The 20,236-nt window shown below is 68.4% G+C and carries 19 protein-coding genes and 1 tRNA gene; 9 read left to right on the forward strand and 11 right to left on the reverse strand.

The window, feature by feature from the left end; translation table 11 throughout:
* Positions 1 to 26 precede the first annotated feature (26 nt).
* Positions 27 to 290: a hypothetical protein gene (locus VYJ16_RS13985; RefSeq protein ID WP_336350920.1), complete on the reverse strand. Its 264-nt coding sequence runs from the start codon at positions 288 to 290 to the stop codon at positions 27 to 29.
* Between the two features lie 144 nt (positions 291 to 434).
* On the opposite strand from VYJ16_RS13985, the gene VYJ16_RS13990 reads away from it, so the two are divergent.
* Complete coding sequence (locus tag VYJ16_RS13990; RefSeq protein ID WP_336350921.1) at positions 435 to 1,466, forward strand: DUF7544 domain-containing protein; 1,032 nt, start codon at positions 435 to 437, stop codon at positions 1,464 to 1,466.
* A 122-nt stretch (positions 1,467 to 1,588) separates the two neighbouring features.
* On the forward strand, positions 1,589 to 3,214 hold the full coding sequence (ggt, locus tag VYJ16_RS13995; protein WP_336350922.1) for a gamma-glutamyltransferase: 1,626 nt from the start codon (positions 1,589 to 1,591) through the stop codon (positions 3,212 to 3,214).
* Positions 3,215 to 3,262: 48 nt separating this feature from the next.
* Here the strand turns inward: ggt and VYJ16_RS14000 are convergent, their stop codons facing one another.
* Both VYJ16_RS14000 and VYJ16_RS14005 read right to left on the reverse strand, forming a co-directional pair.
* Entirely contained in the window at positions 3,263 to 3,532 is a 270-nt protein-coding gene (locus tag VYJ16_RS14000) for a DUF7513 family protein (protein WP_336350923.1), read from the reverse strand.
* Positions 3,529 to 5,124 carry a Na+/H+ antiporter NhaC family protein gene (locus VYJ16_RS14005; RefSeq protein ID WP_336350924.1) on the reverse strand — a complete coding sequence of 532 codons (1,596 nt, stop codon included), beginning with the start codon at positions 5,122 to 5,124 and terminating at the stop codon, positions 3,529 to 3,531. The genes VYJ16_RS14000 and VYJ16_RS14005 overlap by 4 nt, the downstream gene beginning before the upstream one ends.
* A gap of 172 nt (positions 5,125 to 5,296) precedes the next feature.
* On the opposite strand from VYJ16_RS14005, the gene VYJ16_RS14010 reads away from it, so the two are divergent.
* From VYJ16_RS14010 to VYJ16_RS14025, 4 genes are all read left to right on the forward strand, one after another.
* Positions 5,297 to 6,367 (forward strand): VOC family protein, encoded by a 1,071-nt coding sequence (locus tag VYJ16_RS14010; protein ID WP_336350925.1) that lies wholly within the window; start codon positions 5,297 to 5,299, stop codon positions 6,365 to 6,367.
* A 2-nt stretch (positions 6,368 to 6,369) separates the two neighbouring features.
* Entirely contained in the window at positions 6,370 to 7,098 is a 729-nt protein-coding gene (locus VYJ16_RS14015) for an alpha/beta hydrolase (RefSeq protein ID WP_336350926.1), read from the forward strand.
* A 32-nt stretch (positions 7,099 to 7,130) separates the two neighbouring features.
* Positions 7,131 to 7,895 carry an alpha/beta fold hydrolase gene (locus VYJ16_RS14020; protein ID WP_336350927.1) on the forward strand — a complete coding sequence of 255 codons (765 nt, stop codon included), beginning with the start codon at positions 7,131 to 7,133 and terminating at the stop codon, positions 7,893 to 7,895.
* Between the two features lie 83 nt (positions 7,896 to 7,978).
* The gene (locus VYJ16_RS14025) at positions 7,979 to 8,440 is read left to right on the forward strand and encodes a hypothetical protein (RefSeq protein WP_336350928.1); all 462 of its coding nucleotides are present in this window, start codon (positions 7,979 to 7,981) and stop codon (positions 8,438 to 8,440) included.
* A gap of 197 nt (positions 8,441 to 8,637) precedes the next feature.
* On the opposite strand, the gene VYJ16_RS14030 is transcribed toward VYJ16_RS14025, so the two are convergent.
* From VYJ16_RS14030 to VYJ16_RS14040, 3 genes are all read right to left on the reverse strand, one after another.
* Positions 8,638 to 10,203 (reverse strand): hypothetical protein, encoded by a 1,566-nt coding sequence (locus VYJ16_RS14030; RefSeq protein ID WP_336350929.1) that lies wholly within the window; start codon positions 10,201 to 10,203, stop codon positions 8,638 to 8,640.
* A gap of 210 nt (positions 10,204 to 10,413) precedes the next feature.
* Positions 10,414 to 11,412, reverse strand: coding sequence for a hypothetical protein (locus tag VYJ16_RS14035; RefSeq protein ID WP_336350930.1), 999 nt, complete (start codon positions 11,410 to 11,412; stop codon positions 10,414 to 10,416).
* A 1,334-nt stretch (positions 11,413 to 12,746) separates the two neighbouring features.
* A tRNA-Pro gene (locus tag VYJ16_RS14040) sits at positions 12,747 to 12,819 on the reverse strand.
* A 267-nt stretch (positions 12,820 to 13,086) separates the two neighbouring features.
* Between VYJ16_RS14040 and VYJ16_RS14045 the strand changes: the two genes are divergently transcribed.
* Positions 13,087 to 13,923 (forward strand): bacteriorhodopsin, encoded by an 837-nt coding sequence (locus VYJ16_RS14045; RefSeq protein WP_336350931.1) that lies wholly within the window; start codon positions 13,087 to 13,089, stop codon positions 13,921 to 13,923.
* Between the two features lie 86 nt (positions 13,924 to 14,009).
* On the opposite strand, the gene VYJ16_RS14050 is transcribed toward VYJ16_RS14045, so the two are convergent.
* The 4 genes from VYJ16_RS14050 to VYJ16_RS14065 form a co-directional block, all read right to left on the reverse strand.
* Positions 14,010 to 14,351: a hypothetical protein gene (locus VYJ16_RS14050; protein WP_336350932.1), complete on the reverse strand. Its 342-nt coding sequence runs from the start codon at positions 14,349 to 14,351 to the stop codon at positions 14,010 to 14,012.
* Between the two features lie 86 nt (positions 14,352 to 14,437).
* Complete coding sequence (gene trmY / locus VYJ16_RS14055) at positions 14,438 to 15,034, reverse strand: tRNA (pseudouridine(54)-N(1))-methyltransferase TrmY (protein ID WP_336350933.1); 597 nt, start codon at positions 15,032 to 15,034, stop codon at positions 14,438 to 14,440.
* A 72-nt stretch (positions 15,035 to 15,106) separates the two neighbouring features.
* Positions 15,107 to 15,943, reverse strand: a complete 837-nt coding sequence (locus tag VYJ16_RS14060; protein WP_336350934.1) for an ABC transporter permease subunit — start codon at positions 15,941 to 15,943, stop codon at positions 15,107 to 15,109.
* Positions 15,940 to 16,860, reverse strand: a complete 921-nt coding sequence (locus VYJ16_RS14065) for an ABC transporter ATP-binding protein (RefSeq protein ID WP_336350935.1) — start codon at positions 16,858 to 16,860, stop codon at positions 15,940 to 15,942. Before VYJ16_RS14065 ends, VYJ16_RS14060 begins: the two co-directional genes overlap by 4 nt.
* Positions 16,861 to 17,009: 149 nt before the next feature.
* Here VYJ16_RS14065 and VYJ16_RS14070 point away from each other — a divergent pair, with 149 nt between their 5' ends.
* Positions 17,010 to 18,323, forward strand: a complete 1,314-nt coding sequence (locus VYJ16_RS14070) for a tRNA pseudouridine(54/55) synthase Pus10 (protein ID WP_336350936.1) — start codon at positions 17,010 to 17,012, stop codon at positions 18,321 to 18,323.
* A 168-nt stretch (positions 18,324 to 18,491) separates the two neighbouring features.
* Here VYJ16_RS14070 and VYJ16_RS14075 read toward each other — a convergent pair whose 3' ends face one another.
* Complete coding sequence (locus VYJ16_RS14075) at positions 18,492 to 19,271, reverse strand: helix-turn-helix transcriptional regulator (protein ID WP_336350937.1); 780 nt, start codon at positions 19,269 to 19,271, stop codon at positions 18,492 to 18,494.
* A gap of 104 nt (positions 19,272 to 19,375) precedes the next feature.
* Between VYJ16_RS14075 and rnhB the strand changes: the two genes are divergently transcribed.
* On the forward strand, positions 19,376 to 20,029 hold the full coding sequence (rnhB, locus tag VYJ16_RS14080) for a ribonuclease HII (protein WP_336350938.1): 654 nt from the start codon (positions 19,376 to 19,378) through the stop codon (positions 20,027 to 20,029).
* Positions 20,030 to 20,236 lie beyond the last annotated feature (207 nt).

The following is a 20,236-nucleotide window of genomic DNA, read 5'->3' on the forward strand; positions in this document are numbered from 1 at the left end:
CCCGCCCGTCGAAAGCCGGGGCGCTCTCACTCGAAGACGCGGCTCTCCTCGCGGAGCGCGTTCGCGTCGTCGAGCACGTCCTCGAACTGGTCGGCGAGCATCGCGATCTGGACCTCGTTCCCGGACGCGTCGGTCGCGACGACCTTCACCTGGCTGTCCCCGAACTCGCGGACTTCGACGTCGTCGGGGTCGAAGAGCTTCGCTTCCGCGGACTTCGTCGGCGCGCCGACGTTCTTGATGGAGCCGTCCTTCAGTTCGACCATGAAGTCGGAGATGTTGACGTTGAGCACGCGTCGGCGTTCTCGCCGCCACGGCAAAAACCGTCGTATCCCGGTCGCGTGACCGCGGAAGTCCCGGTCGCGTGACCGCGGAAGTCACCGCTTACCACGGATTCGCGGCGATTTACTATCAGGCGTGGCGGCGTAGCGCGCGCCATGGCCCCGCTGCATGCCCTCGAGAACCTCGACGACGCGCTCGACGCGACGACGGGCTTCCTCCGACCCGTCGACCGCTCGACGTGGGTGAGGCTCGCGATCGTCGCGTTCTTCATCGGCGGTCCGGGCGCGAACGCGAACAGCGTCCAGTGGACGTTCGGCGGCGGCGGCGGGAACGGCGGTGGCGGGCCGCCGAACGTCGTCTTCGAGCCCATCGGCGGCGTCGAACTCCTCGTCGCGGCAGCGGTCGTCGTGTTCGCCCTGGGGCTCGTCGTCCTGTTCGGGTTCGTCGGGTCCGTGATGGAGTTCGTGTTCGTGCAGTCGCTCCGCGAGGAGACCGTTCGCGTCCGCGAGTACTGGGGCGCGCACTGGCGGCAGGGCCTCCGATTGTTCGGGTTCCGGCTCGCCCTGTTCGCGTTCGTGTTCGGGAGCGTCCTCGTGCTCGCCATCCCCGTCATCGTCGGCGCGCTCGACGTCGCATCCGTCGGCGGCGGGCTCGCGATCGCGTTCTTCCTCCTGCTCCTCCCGGTGTTCGTCGTCCTCGCCATCACGGTCGGCCTCGTGAACGGGTTCACGACCGTGTTCGTCGTCCCCATCATGCTCCTCGAGGAGTGCGGCGTCCTCGCGGGCTGGCGCCGCCTCTGGCCGTCGGTCCGGACCGAGCCGCTCCAGTTCCTCGCGTACCTCGTCGCGTCGTTCTTCCTCAGCATCCTCGGCGGCATCCTCGTCGCCGTCGTCACGCTCGTGCTCGCGCTCGCGCTCCTCGTCCCGTTCGGCGTCCTGTTCGCGGTCGGTGGACTCGTCCTCGCGTTCGTCTCCGAGCCCGCCGGTATCGCGCTGCTCGTGCTCGTCGGCGCGGTCTACGCGCTCGCGGTCCTCGCGGTCGTCGCGCTCGTCCAGGTTCCCGTGCAGACGTACCTCCGATACTACGCGATGCTCGTCCTCGGCGACGTCGACCCCGACCTCGACGCCGTCCCCGAGCAGCGCGCTCGCGTCCGCGGAGACGACGCCGCGGGCGAGTCAGCGGCCTGAACGTCCGGAGAGCCGACGCGCTCGCGGTCCCGGGTCGCCGTCGCCGCTGGTGGTGACGGCCGGCACCGGCAGCACCGTCCGTGGGCACTGTGATTATACCGCACGGACCGGTAGGCGGGAGCATGACAGCTCCGGACCTGGACTCGTTCTCGTCGCGGCGGTCGACCGTGTACGGCCAGTCGGGCGTGGTCGCGACCAGTCAGCCGCTCGCGGCGCAGGCGGGCGTGGAGACGCTACGGGACGGTGGGAACGCGTTCGACGCGGCGGTCGCCACCGCCGCCGCGCTGAACGTCGTCGAACCGACGTCGACCGGGCTCGGTGGCGACGTGTTCGCGCTCTACCGGACCGCGGACGGCGACGTCGGCGCGATGCGCTCGTGCGGCGGCGCACCCCAGGGCGCGACCCGCGAGCGCGTGCGGGAGGCGCTCGCCGAAGACGCCGAGGACGACGTCGACCCGAGCGACGTGGAGATGCCGATGCACGGCCCGCACGCCGTCACGGTCCCGGGGACCGCACGCGGCTGGGAGACGACAACTGAAGAACTCGGGCGGCGGACGCTCGGCGAGAACCTCCAGCCAGCCATCCGGTACGCCATCGAGGGCTACCCCGTCACGGAGGTCGTGAGCGCACAGTGGCAGCACGGCGAGGAGCTGTTCGCGGACGAGCACGCTCGCGACGCCTTCCTCCCGAACGGGCACGCCCCCGACGTCGGCGAGCAGGTCGCGCTCCCGAAGCTCGGACGCTCGCTGGAGCGCATCGCCGACGAGGGCGCGGACGTCGTCTACGAGGGCGACATCGCCGAAGCCATCGCGACCGAGGTCCAGGACAAGGGCGGGTTCATGACGGTCGAGGACCTCGCCGCGTTCGAACCCGAGTTCGTCGACCCCGTCAGCACGACGTACAACGGCGCCGAGGTGTACGAACTCCCGCCGAACAACCAGGGGCTCATCGCGCTCGAAGCCCTCAACGTCGCCGAAGAGATCGGCGCCGGCGAGCACGACCACGACTCCCCGGACCGCGTGCACGCGTTCGCGGAGGCCACGAAGCGCGCGTTCCACGACGGCCACCGCTACATCACGGACCCCGCGTACGAGGACGTCCCCGACCTCGGGTCGAAGGCGTGGGCGCGAGAACGGGCCGCCGACGTCGACGACGAGCCGAGCGACGTCTCCTTCGGCGTCCCGGACGCGCACGCCGAGGACGCCGACACCGTCCTCCTGTGCGTCGCCGACGACGCGGGGAACGTCGTCTCCTACATCAACTCGCGGTTCGCCGGGTTCGGCTCCGGGCTCGTCGCCGGCGACACCGGTATCGCGCTCCAGAACCGCGGCGCGTCGTTCTCCCTCGACCCCGACCACCCGAACGCGCTCGAACCCGGGAAGCGCCCGTTCCACACGCTCGTCCCCGCCATCGCGCGGTTCGACGCGGACGACTGGGCGGCGTTCGGCGTCATGGGCGGCTACATGCAACCACAGGGCCACGTCCAGGTCGTCTCGAACGTCGTCGACTACGACATGCCCATCCAGGCGGCGCTCGACGCACCGCGCTGGCGGTACCGCGAGGACGGCTCGCTCGCGCTCGAACCCGACCTCGCGCAGCGCGTCGGCGGCCCCCTGAATCGCCGCGGCCACGACACCGGCGTCCTCCACACCGGCATGTTCGGCGGCGCACAACTCGTCCGCAACCAGAAAGGGACGCTCTCGGCCGCCACCGAACCGCGGAAGGACGGCGCCGTCGGCACGTACTGACCGCGGGTCGCGGCGCCGGGGAGCGCGAAGTCGGGGAGCGCGGGCCCTTCAGAACGCGGACTCGCCGACGGTCTCCAGGTAGACCACGGTCCCGGTGGCCGCGTCCGCGTCGAACGCGGTGACGCGACAGCGCACGCGCTTGTCGACGAGCCCCGGGTCGCCGTCCTCGAGGCGGAGGACGGTGTCGCCGATGCGGACTAGCGGGATGCCGTCGTCGTCGACGCCCGTGACGAACGCCGACAGTTCGTCGTCGACACCGAACGAGGGTTTGCGCGTCCGGAACCCCCAGCCCTTCGTGTACTTCTCGAGGAGGCTCATACGCGCGCCACCTCCTCGGCCTCGCGGTCAGTGGTGTACTCCAGCCCGAACCCGGTGAGCGCGGAGAGCAGGAACACGCCCACGAGCAGCCAGCCGTGGAAGACGTACGGGAACACGTCGGCCGGATTCACGACCATCGCCTGCGTGAACCACTCGTACTGGTTCGGGAGCTCCGTCAGGGTCGCGTACCCGACGAGGAGCCCGCCGGACCACGGGAAGATGTACCCGAGCGCGCTCGTGTTCGCGTCGAGGATGTTCGCGCGCCGGTACCCGTTGACGTTGAAGCGCTCGCCGAGGCGCGCGACGTACGGCGCGATCGCGATCTCCGCGGCGGTGTTGATCGTGATCATCGCGTTCACGAGCGCGGTGCCGAGCACCATCGTCGTCTCCGCGCGCCGCACCGACGTCGCGACGGATTCGAGCAGCCAGTCCTGGATCGCCTGGAACCCGCCGCCACGGATCATGATCTGTGCGCCGGCGACGATGAGGAGCACGAGGACGATGAGCGGGAAGAACCCGGCGGCGCCCGAGTAGAGGCTGCCGCCGACGCTCGCGCTCACGCCCTGCTGGGAGACGTCGACGAGCTCGACGAACGGGAGGAACTCGAGGGATTGAGCGGCCGCGAGCTCGTCGGACGCCCGGAAGACGAGCATCTCCGAGACGGGCGCGAGCCCGAGCGCGACGTTGAACGTGGCCGCGACGACGAGCCCCCACGAGATCGCTTCGACGATGTGCCGGCCGCTCACCGCGGTCCCGATGACGACGAGCATCGAGACGAGGTGGACGAGCCCGAGCGGGTCGCTGTTCTCGACGAACACCGACTGCGCTTGCCCGGACACCTCGACGCCCGTCATGACCTGGCCGGCGGCGAGGTACGCGACGAACGCGAACACGGCCGCGACGATCGCGTACTTGAACCGCGACGCGACGACGCCGCCGATGTCGGCGTCCTGCGTGACCGCGCTCACGATCGTCGTGTCCGAGACGGGCGCGAGGTTGTCGCCGAACACCGCGCCGGAGAGGATGGACCCGAACAGGAGCACGGGGTTCGCGCCGAGGAGCACCCCGGCGGGGAAGAACAGCGCGCTGAACGCGACGGTGGCGCCGTACCCGGTCCCGATTCCGGTTGCGAGGAGCGCGCAGAGCACGAACGTCGCCGCGGGGAACAGGCCGGCGGTGAGGCCGGCGACGTCCGCGGCCCACACGAGCCCGCTGACGAACCCGCCGGTCTGGATGGTCGCCGCGAACATCCCCGCCCAGAGCCACGCGACGACGGCGGTCGCGGCGACGCGTCGCGTCATCCCCTGGAAGATCGTGTTCGCGTACGTCGTCCACGAGCCCTTCACGAGGAACAGCCCGCCGATGAGGCCGACGAGCATCCCCGCGACGAGCCCCGTCGTGTCCCCGATGCGGAGCACGCCGCTCTGGACGATCGCCCAGAGGACGAAGAACGCGAGTGGGAACGCACTCAGCCACTTGCCACCCCGGAACGCGATGTCCGGGTCGTCGGCGTCGTCGACGCCGCCGAGGTCCGCCCCGACGTCGTCGAGGGCGTCCGCTGCTGCGTCCGGTCGGTCGCGGTCATCAGGCATCTGTGTCCGGGGCCAACAGCCCCCCGGGTCAAATGCTTGCTTTTGCAGCGCGCTCGTGCGTGAAGGAATTGGTCGGGTGGGGGCGCCACGCCCCGGCGACCGGTCGGATGCCGACGCGACCGCCCGCCGAGAGCGCGTACCCCTTTGTCGCTGGCGGTCGTCCGTTCGAACGATGCTCCCAGACGCGACCGGTATCCATCACGTCACGTCGATGGTCGGGAACCCGCAGGCGAACGTCGACTTCTACGCGGACGTCCTCGGCCTCCGGCTCGTCAAGCAGACGGTGAACTACGAGGACGTCCTCCGGCATCACCTCTACTACGGGAACGGCACGGGCGACCTCGGGACGCTGTACACGTGCTTCCCGTACCCGAACGAGCCGCCGGGGCGACGCGGCCCACCGCAGCTCACGGCGACCGCGTTCGCGGTGCCGCCGGACGCGATGGGGTACTGGCGCGACCGCCTCGAATCGCGCGGCGTCGACGTCGAACGACGCGACCGGTTCGACGACGCCGTCCTCCGCTTCGCGGACCCCGCGGGAACGCGACTCGAACTCGTCGCCGCGGACTCGCCCGTCGAGCCGTACGGCGACGGCACCGTCCCAGCGGACGTCGCCATCCGGGGTATCCACGGCGTCACCGCACTCCCCGTGGACCCGTTCCAGACCGCGAGCGTCCTCGAGACCCTCGGGTTCGAGAACCAGGGGCAGGACGGCAGCCGGGTCCGGTACGCGGTCGACGGCTCGCACGCGACCGTCGTCGACGTCCTCGACCGCGGCCACGACGACGCGAACGCCGCCGATGCCGGTTCCGGCGACCACGACGACGGCCGCCACGACAGCGACGACGACCGCGACGACGAACCCACCGTCGACGGCCGAGAGGGCGACGCGCCCGACTTCGGCGGGTTCGGTCGCGAAGGCGTCGGCACCATCCACCACGTCGCCGTTCGCGTCCCCGACGAGGACGCGCTGTTCGCGTACCACGACCTGTTCCGCGAGCGCGACGTCTCCGTCTCCCGCGTCCGCGACCGGCACTACTACCGGTCGCTGTACGTCCGCGAACCCGGCGGTATCCTGTTCGAACTCGCGACCGAAGCGCCGGGCGTGACCGCGGACGAGCCCGCGAGCGCGCTCGGCCGCCGACTCGTCCTGCCGCCGTGGGCCGAAGAAGACCGCGAGATGATCGAGGACCAGCTCCCGCCGCTCTCGGTCCCGGACCAGCCCTTGTTGGGTGGCGAGTGACGATGCCCGACGAGGACTCGACGGCGTCGACGCCACCCGGCGCGTCGCCGACCGCGAGCGCACCGCCACCGCACGGCGGCCAGCCCGTCGTCACCGCGGGCGCACCACGCGGTGCGACCGACGTCGTCGTGCTCGCGCTCCACGGTCGCGGCGCGACCGCGCAAGGCGTCGTGAACCTCCTCGACCCCGCGTACCGCCACGGCGCGACGTTCCTCGCGCCCGACGCGCACCGCAGTCGCTGGTATCCCCACGCCGCGACCGCCGACCGCGAGCGCAACGAACCCGACCTCTCCTCGGCCGTCGCGGTCGTCGACGCCCTCGTCGCGCACGCCACCGACCACCTCGGCGTCGACCGCGAGCGCGTCGTCCTCGCCGGGTTCTCGCAGGGCGCGACCGTCGCCGCCGAGTACGCGCTCGCCAACCCCGCGCGGTACGGCGGCGTCGCCCTCCTCAGCGGCGCCGCCATCGACACCGACGCCGTCATCGACACCGCCGTCGACGGCGACGTCGAGCGCGGAAGCGAGTCGTTCCACGGCACGCCCGTCCTCGTCGCCGTCGGCGCCGACGACCCGCACGTCCCCCGAGCGCGCGTCGACGCGACCGCGGCCGCGTTCCGCGACCACGGCGCCGACGTCGACGTCCGAGTCAGCGACGGCGTCGGCCACGAGGTCACCGACGACGCGCTCGACCGCGTCGGCGCGCTCGTCGACGCCGCCCGAGACCGCGCCTAGGTTTTTTGTCGCGTCCGCTCGTCGCCCCTCGCGTGCTCGACCACGCCAGCGCGTTCGGCGACCGGCGAGACCCGACCGTCGTCCTCCTCCCACCAGCGGGCGCGACGCGTCACGTCTGGACGCCCCACGTCCGCCGACTCGCCGACGACTACCACGTCGTCGCCGTCGACCTGCCCGCGCACGGCACGCACCCCGACGCGTCCTTCGCGTTCGAGAGCGCCGTCGCCGACGTCGGCGCCGTCCTCCAGGCGACCGAGCGCGGCGTCGTCGCCGGCCACTCGCTGGGCGGCTACGTCGCACTCCGCGCCGCCGTCGCCCACCAGTCGCGCGTCGACGGCCTCGTGCTCGCCGGCGCCGCCACCGACTTCCGCTCCATCCCCGGGCTCGCCTCGAGCGCGCTCGCCACCGCGCTCTCGCCCCTCCTCGACCTCGCCGCGCACTCCGAGCGCGCGACGAACTGGCTCGACGACGCGACCGCCGACGTCCGCGACAGCCAGCGACCACCCGACGACGTCGACACCCACAACCCCGCCAGCGCGCTCGCCGACGGCATGCGCGCCACCGCCTTCCAGGACACCTGGCCGATCGTCGAGACGTACGACGGCCCGACGCGACTCGTCCACGGCCGCGACGAAGCGTTCGAATCCCACGCTCGCGAACTCGCCGACCGCGTCGACGCCGACCTCGTCCGCATCGACGGCGACCACCAGACCCCCATCCAGCACCCCGACGCCTTCGCCAACGTCCTCGCTGACTTCGCCGACGACGTCGCCACCGCCCCGCTCGCCCCCGAGTGACGCCGCGGCCCTCACGGCCCGAGCGGCGTCGAACGCGACGCGAGACGACCACGCTTTTCCCGACACCACCAGTCCACGCGGATATGCGCGCCCTCCCCGACGACGCCAACGTGCTCGCTCGCACCCGCGCCGCCTACGCCGGCGACTTCGGCGAACTCGTCGTCACGCCCGACCGCATCCTGTTCGAACACGACGACGCGAACGGCTTCGTCCACCTCGACACCGACGCCGTCACCGCCGTCTCTCACGCCAGCGACCCAGCGAGCCGCGTCGACGACTACGTCGGCTTCGGCAGTCTCGCCGGAGCCGGCGCCCTCGCCGCGTTCGCCTTCGCCAACCCCATCGCGTTCATCCCGGCAGTCATCGGCACGCTCGCCGCCCTCTACGTCGCCGGCAAGGCGTTCCTCTCCGCCCCCCAACAACTCAGAATCGACGCCGACGGCACCACGTACCCCTTCGACTACGTCCCCGTCGACACCGCCCACGACGTCCGCGCCACCATCCACGACCAGCGAGAAACGACCGACGAGGACCCGGCGCAGTAGCTTTTCTTCTCATCGGATACGAACCGCCACGAGCGCGACGACCCCGTCGCTCTTCGACGCCCGAACCCGGAGAACGAATCAGCAAGCACCGCTCGCGATCTGGCGTACACGGTCGACTTATCAGCGTTCTGTATGCCTCAACCCGCACATCAGTCACCTCACATCGACCAAGAGAGGAGAATCGCCAAACGACCCATTCAGCCGACGTGCGTAATCGAGAGGAACGACGTGTCCTGCCCTGCCTGGATATCCGCCTGACTCCCCGACTTCTGATTGACAGACAAGTACAATGTCTCGCCCTTAGACAGGTCAGGGAGCAATGCACTGCCAGTATCGTGCACGAACATGTTCCCGCCATTCGACGGCGTGTCTCGAATGAGACTCAGTTTCGTTCCGTTCGATTTGCTTCGTAGGTACGTGTTATGCCTGCTATCAGCCGGAAGTGCAAGCGTATATTTCAACGCGAGATCGACACGGTAGTCACCAGCGAACGGCACGACGTACTGATAGTTGTTGGCGTCCCACGCGGAGAACTCGTCCTTAGCTGTGGTATCGAACTGGATCCGCGTCTCGGACCCATCCGGAACCGTCTGGTCCGACGACAGGTACACCACTGTCGTGCACTCTCGCGAAACGGGTCCCTGGACGGTATGGGAACCGGTGGTGAGGCTATCGCCAAGCGATTCGACGGCGAATCCATCACCCTGTCCGTCGATTCCACGAACACCGACACCATCAGGAGAATCCGATCGACCCACCATACCGACCGTCGCGCCAGTAGAAGCAGACGCCCAGCCGAACATCCCGACTCCCGACGAAACGTTACTATCATCTCCCGACCAATCCGACACCCCGAAAACGCCTATCGGTGTACCCGTCAGGTCCGGATACGAGAACCCATCCTTTGTCGCGGCACCGACCACACCGGAACCCTCGTACGAATCCACCTCACCCTCGACGCCGTGCGTCTCCCCGCTCGACCCAGTTGCGTGCCCCTTCACGCCCGCCGCGTGAGACGTCGTGGACTTCGACTCACCACGAACACCGATGCTCTCTCCGGACGTACTGTACGCGACGCCCTGAACACCGCGGCCGTCCGGGGACTTCGCAAGCCCCTGGATTCCTTTCGTGAAACCGGAATCCGCGCTCGCCTTCCCCTTCACACCCGTTCCACTCGTTGACTTCGCTAACCCGAAAACGCCCTCCGTGTTCCCGCTCGAAGAGAACGCGTTTCCTTTCACACCAGTCCCTTTGTCCGAGGCGACGAGACCGAGCACGCCCTTCGTGTAGTTCGGCCCCTTCGCCTTCGCGACCATACCCTTCCCCGAATCGGACTCCGAGGTCGCGTAGAGTCCAGCGTTCGTCGACCCCGTCGCATCCAACCGCAGCAGTTGGTCGGCGCTCGGATCACCACTCCACGTCTCACCGACGTGATCGCCGCTCGCGGCACCACTGGCGCTCGCAGCGCTCGAACCGAGCCCGAGCAATCCCAGGCTCGCCAATCCCGTCATCACACCACGACGCGACGTCGTTCCCGATGCCGACTCGTCGGAATCGGGCGCCGTCGGCGAGGCCGGTTTGGAATCAGGTCCCAGCCCCGAGTCCACTGGCGCGTCGGACTCCTCCGAAACGACGGCCTCGAGAGTCTCCTCAAGCGATTCGAGGCGTTCTCGAAGCCGTTCGTTCTCCGCTTCGAGCGCTTCGATACGGCCCCCACCGTGTGTTTCTGTACTATCGTCGACGTTCGCTCCAGAGTCACTCATGTTGATGAATCCTCTCGTTCCCCCCGCCCGACCATTGGCGTTCGAGACGAACGATGGAGAAGAGAAGAACTGTTAGATATAAATAATTACGCTATATTCATAGTTTTACTAAGAGACGTGACCGGCTCGTTCCCAAGACCAATCGAACGAACGTCCAGCCCATCCGAGAGAACAGTTTCGGGAGAGCTACAGCCGCCGAGATCAGCACCGTCACCCGAGGTGTGTGAACGAGACGTGCGTGCTGGCACGACCGCCAGCAAGGTCCACGGACGAGCTGGCGTCGTGTCTGACGACGATCGAGATCGTATCTCCCGCGGTCAGATGCGGAATGACCGTGCTCCCGGTGTCGTGAACGACCGAACTGCCCCCGTTCGTCGGAGTCTTCCGCGTGAACGTGATGTCCTTGGCCACCGACGACCGGATGATGACCTCGTGTTCCGTGCCCGACTCGAGCGGTTCCGCCCACTTGACCGCGAAGTCGACACGGTACTCGCCCAATTCGGGCACAACGAACTCGTTGTTCTCCGTATCGAACGTGGTGAAATCGTCCTTGTCCACCGAGTCAAACGCGACCGTCGTCTCCACGCCGAACGGGATGCTCTGGTCCGAACTCGCGTACGCGATAGACGTCGACTTTCGCGCGACCGTCCCATTGACGATGTGGTCGCCGCCAGTGACACTATTACCGGCGGAGTAGACACCAATACCGCCGTTGTCTTGCGTCACCCCCAAGATTCCGACGCCGCCCGGAGACGTCGTCCGCCCGATGACACCCACTCTCGCCCCACTCGAAGCCGTTGCTAGACCGAGCACGCCAGTGGGCCCGAAGACCGTCGAGTCGTCGGTACTCCGGTCGGTCACGCCGAGCACGCCCGATGGATTCTCCGACAGGTCAGGGTACGAGAACGAGTCCGTCGTCAGTTTCCCGGCGACGCCTGCACCGTCGCCGGAATCAGTTTCACCCTCGACGCCGTAGGTCTGACCACTGCTTGCGGTCGCGTGGCCCTTCACACCGGTTGCGTTCTTGGTGCTCGACTTCGTCTCTCCACGCACGCCGATGTTCTCGCCGCTCGTACTGTACGCCACGCCTTGAACGCCGCGACCGTCCGGCGACTTCGCAAGGCCCTGAACACCCTTCGTGAAACCGGAGTCCGCGCTCGCTTTCCCCTTGACCCCAGTGCCGCTCGTCGATTTCGCGAGGCCGAACACACCCTCCGTGTTCCCGCTCGAAGAGAACGCGTTCCCCTTCACGCCCGTCCCTTTGTCTGACGCGACGAGGCCAAGCACGCCCTTCGTGTAGTTCGGTCCCGCCGCCTTCGCGATGAGGCCCTTTCCAGAGTCCGATTCCGAAGTTGCGTACAACCCCGCATTCGTCGACCCCGTCGCGTCCAATCGCAGCAACTGGTCGGCGCTCGGATCACCACTCCACGTCTCACCGACGTGGGCACCGCCCCCCGTACTCGTGGCGGCCGCCGCGCTCGACCCGAGTCCGAGGAGGCCAAGGCTCGCCAGTCCCGTCATCACGCCACGGCGCGGCATCGTCTCCGACGTCGACGGCTCACCGCTGGAAACGGCTCGGTCCGCGGACACCCGTTCGTCCTCGCCGACCGCCGAATCGTCTCCGATCCCCGACTCGCTCACGGAATCGGATTCCTCGAGGCCCGCCTCCACCATTCGCTCCTCTAGTGACTCGATCGTATCTTCCAGCACCCCAACGCTCTCTCTCATCGAGTTGAGTCGTTCTCGCAATCGCTCGTTCTCCGCCTCGAGCGCCTTCAACCGACCTTCATCGTCCGAATCTCCTGTATCGGAATTATCGCGATCTCGTTCCTCGTACATATGGAATCACCACCCGCCCCAATTTTCGAAATCTGGGCCGAGTATTAATATAGATGAATAATTGTTAGTGTAAAAATACGACGGTTATCCTTTCCTGCCAACCCGTGCTAACAGACACCCGAACGCCGACACCCGACGGTCCACAGGTCAAGCCACACGTCACATCTCGGCACAGGAGCCAGAAGAACAGCGCTGTCGGTGCAATCAACCATGCCCACCATCGCCGACGACGTCGACGATGCCAGCATCCGCGAACGCGTGAGCGTCACCCTCAACGGGTCTGGCGACAACCACCTCGTCACCCCCGACAACCTCATCTTCGACAGTTAGGCCGACGCCAACGACGATCAAAGCGTCGAATACCACCATCATTGGAACAGCTCGGACGCGGTCGCCGCCGTCGGCGTCGCGACTACCAACACCCAGACTCGTTCGGCGACGTCGGAGCCGAAAAGACGAACCCACCCGCGAACGCCAGACACGACACCAACGACTGACCATCGAACGATGCGACCAACCGTGGCTCTCGAACAATACCGCTGTCGCTCGTCGAAGCGAGAATGCGGGCGAAGAGGACCGACACGAATTTGAATCACGCGAGACCTGCGGTCTCGCTTGCTCCCGCTCACTTCGCTCACGAGAACGTGATTACGCCCACACGCATAGCGTCTGCTGCGGAGGCGTTGAAAGTGCGGGAAAGGTAGTGGGCCGGCACGAATTTGAATCGTGGTTACGGCCACCCGAAGGCCGAAGGATACCAAGCTACCCCACCGGCCCGCACGTAGATGTAGACGCTGCGGTCTCTTTAAGACTTCCGAAAGTTCGAGGCGCTGGCGTGGTCGTGGTTGGTGTCGGTGCGTGCCGTGAGTTCGTGGTCGTGTCGTGGCGACTTGCGGTGGTTTCGGCGTGGGCGCGAGCGCGGGATTGGTGGTGGAGGGAGGGGTTCGGGCGGGTGCGAGTAGTGGTCCGTTTCGACGGGTAGATACCGGAAATGCGCGATACGCGTCTTTCTACTTATGCTTTCGAGTCACCAACAGTGGTCGTATGCTTTCATCAACTGTCGGGGTTCTGGCTAGTTTCGTGCTGCAGACGACGCAATCGGACGCGTTCTCACAGATACAGGATGACGTACTGTTGAGCTCGTCGCTCTGGATCAATATCGCGCTCGCCGGCCTCTCCATCCTCCTGTTCGTGTACATGGGACGGAACGTCACGAGCACTCGCGCCCGCGTCATCTGGGGGGCGACGCTCATGATCCCGCTCGTCTCCATCTCGAGCTACATCGGGCTCCTCTCGGGACTGACCGTCGGGTTCATCGAGATGCCGCCCGGGCACGCACTCGCTGGCGAGGAGGTGATGAGTCAATGGGGTCGGTACCTGACGTGGGCGCTGTCCACGCCGATGATCTTGCTCGCACTCGGGACGCTCGCGAAGGTCGACGAGGCGAGCCTGTACACGGTCGTCGCCGCGGACATCGGGATGTGCGTGACCGGGCTCGCCGCTGCGCTCGTCACGTCTTCGCTCGCGTTCCGCTGGCTGTTCTACCTCGTCAGTTGCGCGTTCTTCGTCGTCGTCCTCTACGCGCTCCTCACCGAGTGGCCCGCCGCCGCGGAGCGGGCGGGGACCGCGGACATCTTCGGGACCCTTCGCGTCCTGACCGTCGTGCTCTGGCTCGGCTACCCGATCATCTGGGCCGTCGGCGTCGAAGGCCTCGCGCTCGTCCAGTCAGTCGGCGTCACCTCGTGGGGGTACTCCGCGCTCGACGTGTTCGCGAAGTACGTGTTCGCGTTCCTCCTGCTCCGCTGGGTGGCAGCGAACGAGAGCCTCGTCGCGAGCAACGTGGATACCGCGTCCGAAGGTGCGACGCCCGCAGACGACTGATATCGAGAAGACGGTTCGTCGTCAGTCGCCGCGTCGCTCGCCGAGAGTCGATTCAGTCGCCGCCGCGTCGCTCGCCGAGAGTCGATTCAGTCGCCGTCGAGTCGGGTGACGACGCCGACGTACTCCTTCTCGTTGCCGGCGGTGAGGCGAGTGGCGCGTACCTGACCGGTGGTGTAGCTTTCGGCGAGTCGGTAGCGTTCGCCGTCGTCGGCGTCGACGAGCGCCTGGCTGGCGCCGAGCGCGTCGGTGGTTGCGCGGTCGACGGTGCCGCTGAACTCGTAGCGTTCGCCGGCGCGCGGGCCTTCGTCGCCGAACTCGGTGCGGAACTGTATCGACTGGTCGTCGACGAGCGCGCCGAGGGCGTCCCTGACGGATTGTGGGGTGTCTGGCGTCGAGCCGTCGGCTTCGCCGGAGGGAAGATCTGACATGGCCACGGGTTGGACGACGCGCGCCTTAGTTTTGCCCCTCGCGTTCGTGGAAACGAGGTGACGTGACGGGCGGTGGCGTGACGGAGTTAGAACTCGCGGTAGCCGTCGGTGTCGCAGTAGTGGTGCGCGACGGTGATGGAGTGGTCGGCGTGGAGGACGGTCGGGCCGAGACGGAGCCGGACGTCGGCCGCGTCGTCGAGCGTCGCGGCCTCGGCGTCGGTGAAGTCGCGGTGGTCCGAGAGCACGAACACCGGATGCGCGGGTGGTTCGCGTTCGTTCGCGGGGTCGCCGTCCTCGTGCAGCGCGACGACCGTACCGTCGCGCGCGAGGCGGTCGAGCGTCGCTTCGAGACCCATCCGGTACACCTCGATACCGGGTGACGGCGTCGCGGGCTGATGGCCGATGGCGTCCTCGCGGGATTCGAGCGCGTTCCTGACGAGCGCGGCGATGGAGCGCTCGTCGGGATGGAGGTTCCGGACGGTCGCGCCGTCGACGCTGACGGTGTAGGCGTCGTCGAGGACGAGGTGGACGCGCGCGTCCTCGCGGATGCCGTGACTCGCGAGCAAGCCGGCGTTCAGGCAGCGCGCGAGCAGGTCCATGCGGCCCGCGTCGCTCCCGAGCGCGTCGAGCGAGAAGTCCGGGTCGGTGGGGGCGTCGTGCGCGACGACGACGAACTGACGCATGCTCGACGGTGCGCACGTCGCGTGCTTGAGTGCGTCGGAACCGCCGCGGTGAACGCGAGTCGACGTGGCTGGTCAGGCGAGGTCGCTGCGTTCGAACCGCCAGTACCCGATGGCGACGGGGACGGTCGCCCAGAGCAGGAACGACGCGGCGGACGCGGCGAGAAGGCCACCGCCCGTCGAGCCGTCCACGAGGCCGGCGACGGCGTACCGCGTCTGCACGAAGTTCTCCATCGGGTTCACGCGGAGGACGTACTCGTACCACGTCGGCCACGTCCCCGGGTCGAGCGGGTTGATCGCCGCGAGCGACGTGCTGCCGGTGAACGCGAGCGCGAACGCGGGGAGCGCGAGCGTGCTCCAGAGCTGGAACGGCCCGAAGAACAGGAACAGACCGAGGCCGGCGCTGATGGCTTGCAGTCGCGTCGCGGCGGCAGCGGAGATACCGACGACGACTGCCGTCCAGACGACCGCATACGCCGCGACGTACGCCGTCATCGCGAGGAACGTCGTGACGGGGAGTGACCCATAGATGTAGACGGTCGCCGCACCGAGACCGAGCATCGCGATGGTGGCGACCGCGACCGCGAGCGCACTCCGACCGAGGAGTTTCCCGAGGACGACGTCTCGCCGGGCGACCGGATGCCCGAAGAGGACGCGCAGACTCCCGGATTCGCGCTCGCCGACGACCGCGCGATGCGCGACGACGAGCGCGACCGGTGCGACGAAGTTCACGAGCGCCTGCGGGAGGAAGCGCACCCCGCGCGTGGGCGTCTCCAGGATGCGGCCGCCCGCAGCGCCGAGGTAGCCGGGCACAGAGACGACGAGCAGGACGAGAACGGCTCCCCAGAGGAGCTTCGAGCGGGCGGCGTCGGCGAGGTCGTTGCGCGCGATGGCGAGGACTGGGTGCGTCATGCCTCGACCTCCGAGGGCGTGCGCTCGGTGTACGTCTCGAACACGGATTCGAGGCTCATCTCCTCGACGTCGATGTCCTCGACGGTCGCACCGGCGTCCTCGACGGCGGCGATGACGGCGGCCTTGACGCTCGGGTCGGCGCACGCGACGCGGAGCGTGTTGCCGTCGACCGTGACGTCGCGGACGCCGTCGACCGCTTCGAGCACGCTGCTTTCGGGGACGGTGTCGACGGTCAGCGAGAGCGTGGACGCGCCACCGGCGCGCTCGCGGAGGTTGTCGATCGTGTCGACGGTGGCTAGCTCGCCCTCCCGGAGGATGCCGACCCGGTCGCAGACCGCCTCGACCTGTTCGAGGACGTGACTGGAGAAGAACACGGTCGCACCGCGGTCGGCCTCCGTACGGATGATGTCGCGAAGCTCGCGGATTCCAGAGGGGTCGAGGCCCGCGCTCGGTTCGTCGAGCACGAGGAGGTCGGGGTCGTCGACGAGCGCCATCCCGAGCGCGAGGCGCTGCCGCATCCCCTTGGAGAACCCGCCGACGGGTCGGTCGGCGTCGTCCGCGAGACCGACGCGGTCGAGGACGGCGTCCGGGTCGTCGTCGGCGTCCTCGAGTTCGACGGCGAACGCGACGTGCTGGCGTGCGGTCCGGCGGTCGTACAGCGCGTAGCCTTCGGGGAGGATACCGATGCGGTCGCGAACTGCGACGCTCTCCGTCCGCGGGTCGTGGCCGAGCACGCGCACCTCGCCCGAGGTCGGTCGAACGAAGTCCAGCAGCATGTCGATGGTCGTCGACTTCCCGGCACCGTTCGGGCCGAGGAACCCGAACACCTCCCCTGCTCGCACCTCCAGGTCGAGGTCGTCGACGACCACGGTGTCACCGTAACGTTTCGTCAGTTCGTTCGTTTCGATGGAGGGCATCGACATCCTGTGAAACGAACACGTCGATTAAGTAATCTATCATTCGTTCCGTGAAACGACCGTGGTCGGTCGGCTCGACCACTGCGTGCGCTGGCTGGCCGCGCTCCAGATGGCAAGGAACTAACGCCGTGAACGCTTGCGTTCTCCCAATGGACGTACTCGCTACCGCGCGCGACCTGCTCGCGACGGGGCCGCTCTGTGACGCGTGCCTCGGCCGGCCGTTCGCGGACCGGAGCTTCGGGTTGACGAACGACGAGCGCGGGAAGAGCCTGCGCGTCGCCGTCGCGCTCGCCGACGACGACCCCCACGAGCCGCCCGAGCGCGACGCGTGCTGGGTGTGCGAGGGATTGACCGGGCAGTACGACGACTACGCGGAACTGGCCGCCGAGAGCGTCGAGGGCGTGGACTTCGCGACGTACCAGGTCGGCACGCGGACGCCGCCGCTCGTCGAGGAGAACGACCGCCTGCTCCGGGAGGACGCGGGCCTCGAACCCGATGCGGGCGAGCTGTTCAAGTCCGAGTTCAACCGCGAGGTCGGGAAGCGCTTCGGGCGCCTCACCGACACCGAGGTGGACTTCGACCGGCCGGACGTGCTCGCCATCCTCGACCTCGACGCGGCGGACGCGGACCCGTCGACGCACGCGGTCGACGTCCAGGTGAACCCTGCGTTCGTCTACGGCCGGTACAAGAAGTTAGAGCGTGACATTCCGCAGACGGAGTGGCCGTGCCGCGAGTGCGGTGCGAGCGGGAAGCAGCTCGGCGACGACGGCGAGGAACCCTGCGACCACTGCGGCGGCTCCGGGTACCTCTACGACGACAGCGTCGAGGGGTACGTCGCGCCGCACGTGAAGGAGGCGATGGACGGCTCGGAGGCGGTGTTCCACGGCGCGGGCCGCGAGGACGTCGACGCCCTGATGCTCGGCGATGGCCGGCCGTTCGTCGTCGAGGTGAAGCACCCGGGCGTGCGGGACGTCGACGTGGACGCGCTCCAGGAGCGAATCAACGACGCGGCCGACGGCGCGGTCGCCGTGCAGGACCTCGCGCTCGCCGAGCACGACATGGTCGAGCGCGTGAAGGAACTGGACGCGTCGAAGACCTACCGCGCCGAGGTCGAGTTCGGCGCGCCCGTCACCGCCGAGGAACTCGAGGCGGCGCTCGACGAGCTCGAAGGGGCGACAATCACGCAGCACACGCCCCAGCGCGTCGACCACCGGCGCGCGAGCATCGACCGCACGCGCCAGGTGTACGCCGCCAGTGGTGAACTCGAGGACGAGACGCACGCGACCGTCGACGTCCACGGCGAGGGCGGCCTCTACATCAAGGAACTCGTGAGCAGCGACGACGGCCGGACCGAGCCGAGTCTCGCCGGCCTCCTCGGCGTCGACGCGGTCGTCACCGCGCTCGACGTCCTCAGCGTCGACGGCGAGGACGAAGCGTTCGCGACCGACGACTACCTCAAGTAACCGCGAACGCGTCCGACCGCGTCGCGACCGACGGGTCCGTGTCGGACCGGTCAGTGTCCGACCGCTCGGCGTCGGCCCGCTCGGCGTCGGTCCGCTCGGCGTCGGTCCGCTCGGCGTCGGTCCGCTCGGCGTCGGACCGCCGTGTCCGACGGAGCAGCGTCGGCCCAGTCAGTGCTGTGCGGTCGGTTCGAGCGCCTCGACCGGCGTCGCGGTCCGCCAGTGGTGCTCGAAGAACCGATGGCCCCAGTCGAGCGCGCGGTCGGAGCGCGCCAGCAGTTTCTCCTCGGGGTCGTGCGTGCCGTCCTCGCGCGGGAGCGCGAACAGTAGCGCCTCGTCGGTGACGAGCACGGTCACGCCGGGGTCCGCGACCCGGACCGCGGGGTCGACCGCGTCCCAGTCCGCGTCCTCGCGGCCGTCGACCTCCTCGACGACCGACGGCGCGAGCACGAGCCGGACGTCGGCGTCCGCGGCCGTCCGTTCGAGCGCCGCCGCGTACCGGTCGTGATAGATGGGGGTGGCGAGCGCGACGCGGTCCGCGCGCTCGATGACGTCCACGACCTGACTGACGACGCGGAACGGCTCCGACGTCGGCGACTCCAGTAGTTCGGCGCCGGCGAGCGCGCCGAGGGACGCACGGAACGGCTCCGGGAGTGCCTCCGGGTCGTGGGTCGCCCAGTACTCGGCGTGCGTCGACAGCACCTCGCCCGCTCGTTCGCGGTCGGCGACGTAGTCCGCGACGAGGTCGCCCAGGCCCGTCGTCTCCCAGCGTCGCGACCGCCCCTCGCGGAGGAGGTCGCGGTCCCGGAGTTCGTTCAGCGCGTTGTACACCGCGGACTTGCTCGCGTCCACGTCGTCGAGGAGGTCGCGTCGCTGCCGCGGGCGCTCGCTGAGTTCCGCGAGCACCGTCTGCCTGACCGACGACGCGAACACCGCATCGAAAACGCCCATGTATGTACGAACATGAACGCTCCAGGAATTAAGTTTACTCCATCTTGTTGTTAAAAGAATAGGAAACGGGAACGGTCAAGTGCGTTCCCCGCCGAACCCGCGGTATGCGATTCGGCGCCGACGAAGCCGGCAAAGGGCCCGTCCTCGGGTCGATGTTCGCAGCCGCGGTCGCCGTCGACGACACCGACTGCCTCCCCGACGGCGTCGACGACTCGAAGAACCTCGCACCGGCGACGCGCGAAGCGCTCGACGCCGCACTCCGCGACGACGACCGCGTCCGCGTCGGCGTCGCCGAGATACCACCCGCGCGCATCGACGACCCGAGCACCGACATGAACACGCTCACCGTCGCCGCCCACGCCGACGCCATCTCGCAGATCGCTCGCGACGGCGACACGGGCGTCGTCGACGCCGGCGACACCAGCGAGGAGCGGTTCGCGCGACGCGTCACCGAGCACGCGACCGTCGACGTCGACGTCACCGCCGAACACGGCGCAGATTCGACTTACGCGTTGGTCGCCGCCGCGAGCATCGTCGCGAAGGTCGCCCGCGACACCCACGTCGCCGGCCTCGCCAGCGAGCACGACCTCGGCGACGTCGACGTCGGCTCCGGCTACCCGAGCGACCCCACGACGCGCGCGTTCCTCGCCGACCACGTCGACGCCCACGGCGACCTCCCCGCGTTCGCCAGAGCGTCCTGGAGCACGTGCGAGGACCTCCTCGCCGCCAACGAACAGTCCGGACTCGACGACTTCTGAGAAATCGAACGGCGGTCAAGTGCGTCCACGAACCTACCGGTTCGGTCCCTCCAGGGTCCGCGCGAGCACGGCGAGCGCGGTTCACCGACGGCGAGGCCATCGGCCGAGCCGTCGGCCTTTTTCACCCATGTTTTTGCCGTGAGCGGTGGCCGCAGCGAGCGACGCGAGCGAGGCCACCCGAGCGGGAAAAAGATGGTCGCTACCCGA

Source organism: Halorubellus litoreus, assembly GCF_037081675.1.
In the GTDB taxonomy this organism is placed as follows: domain Archaea; phylum Halobacteriota; class Halobacteria; order Halobacteriales; family Natrialbaceae; genus Halorubellus; species Halorubellus litoreus.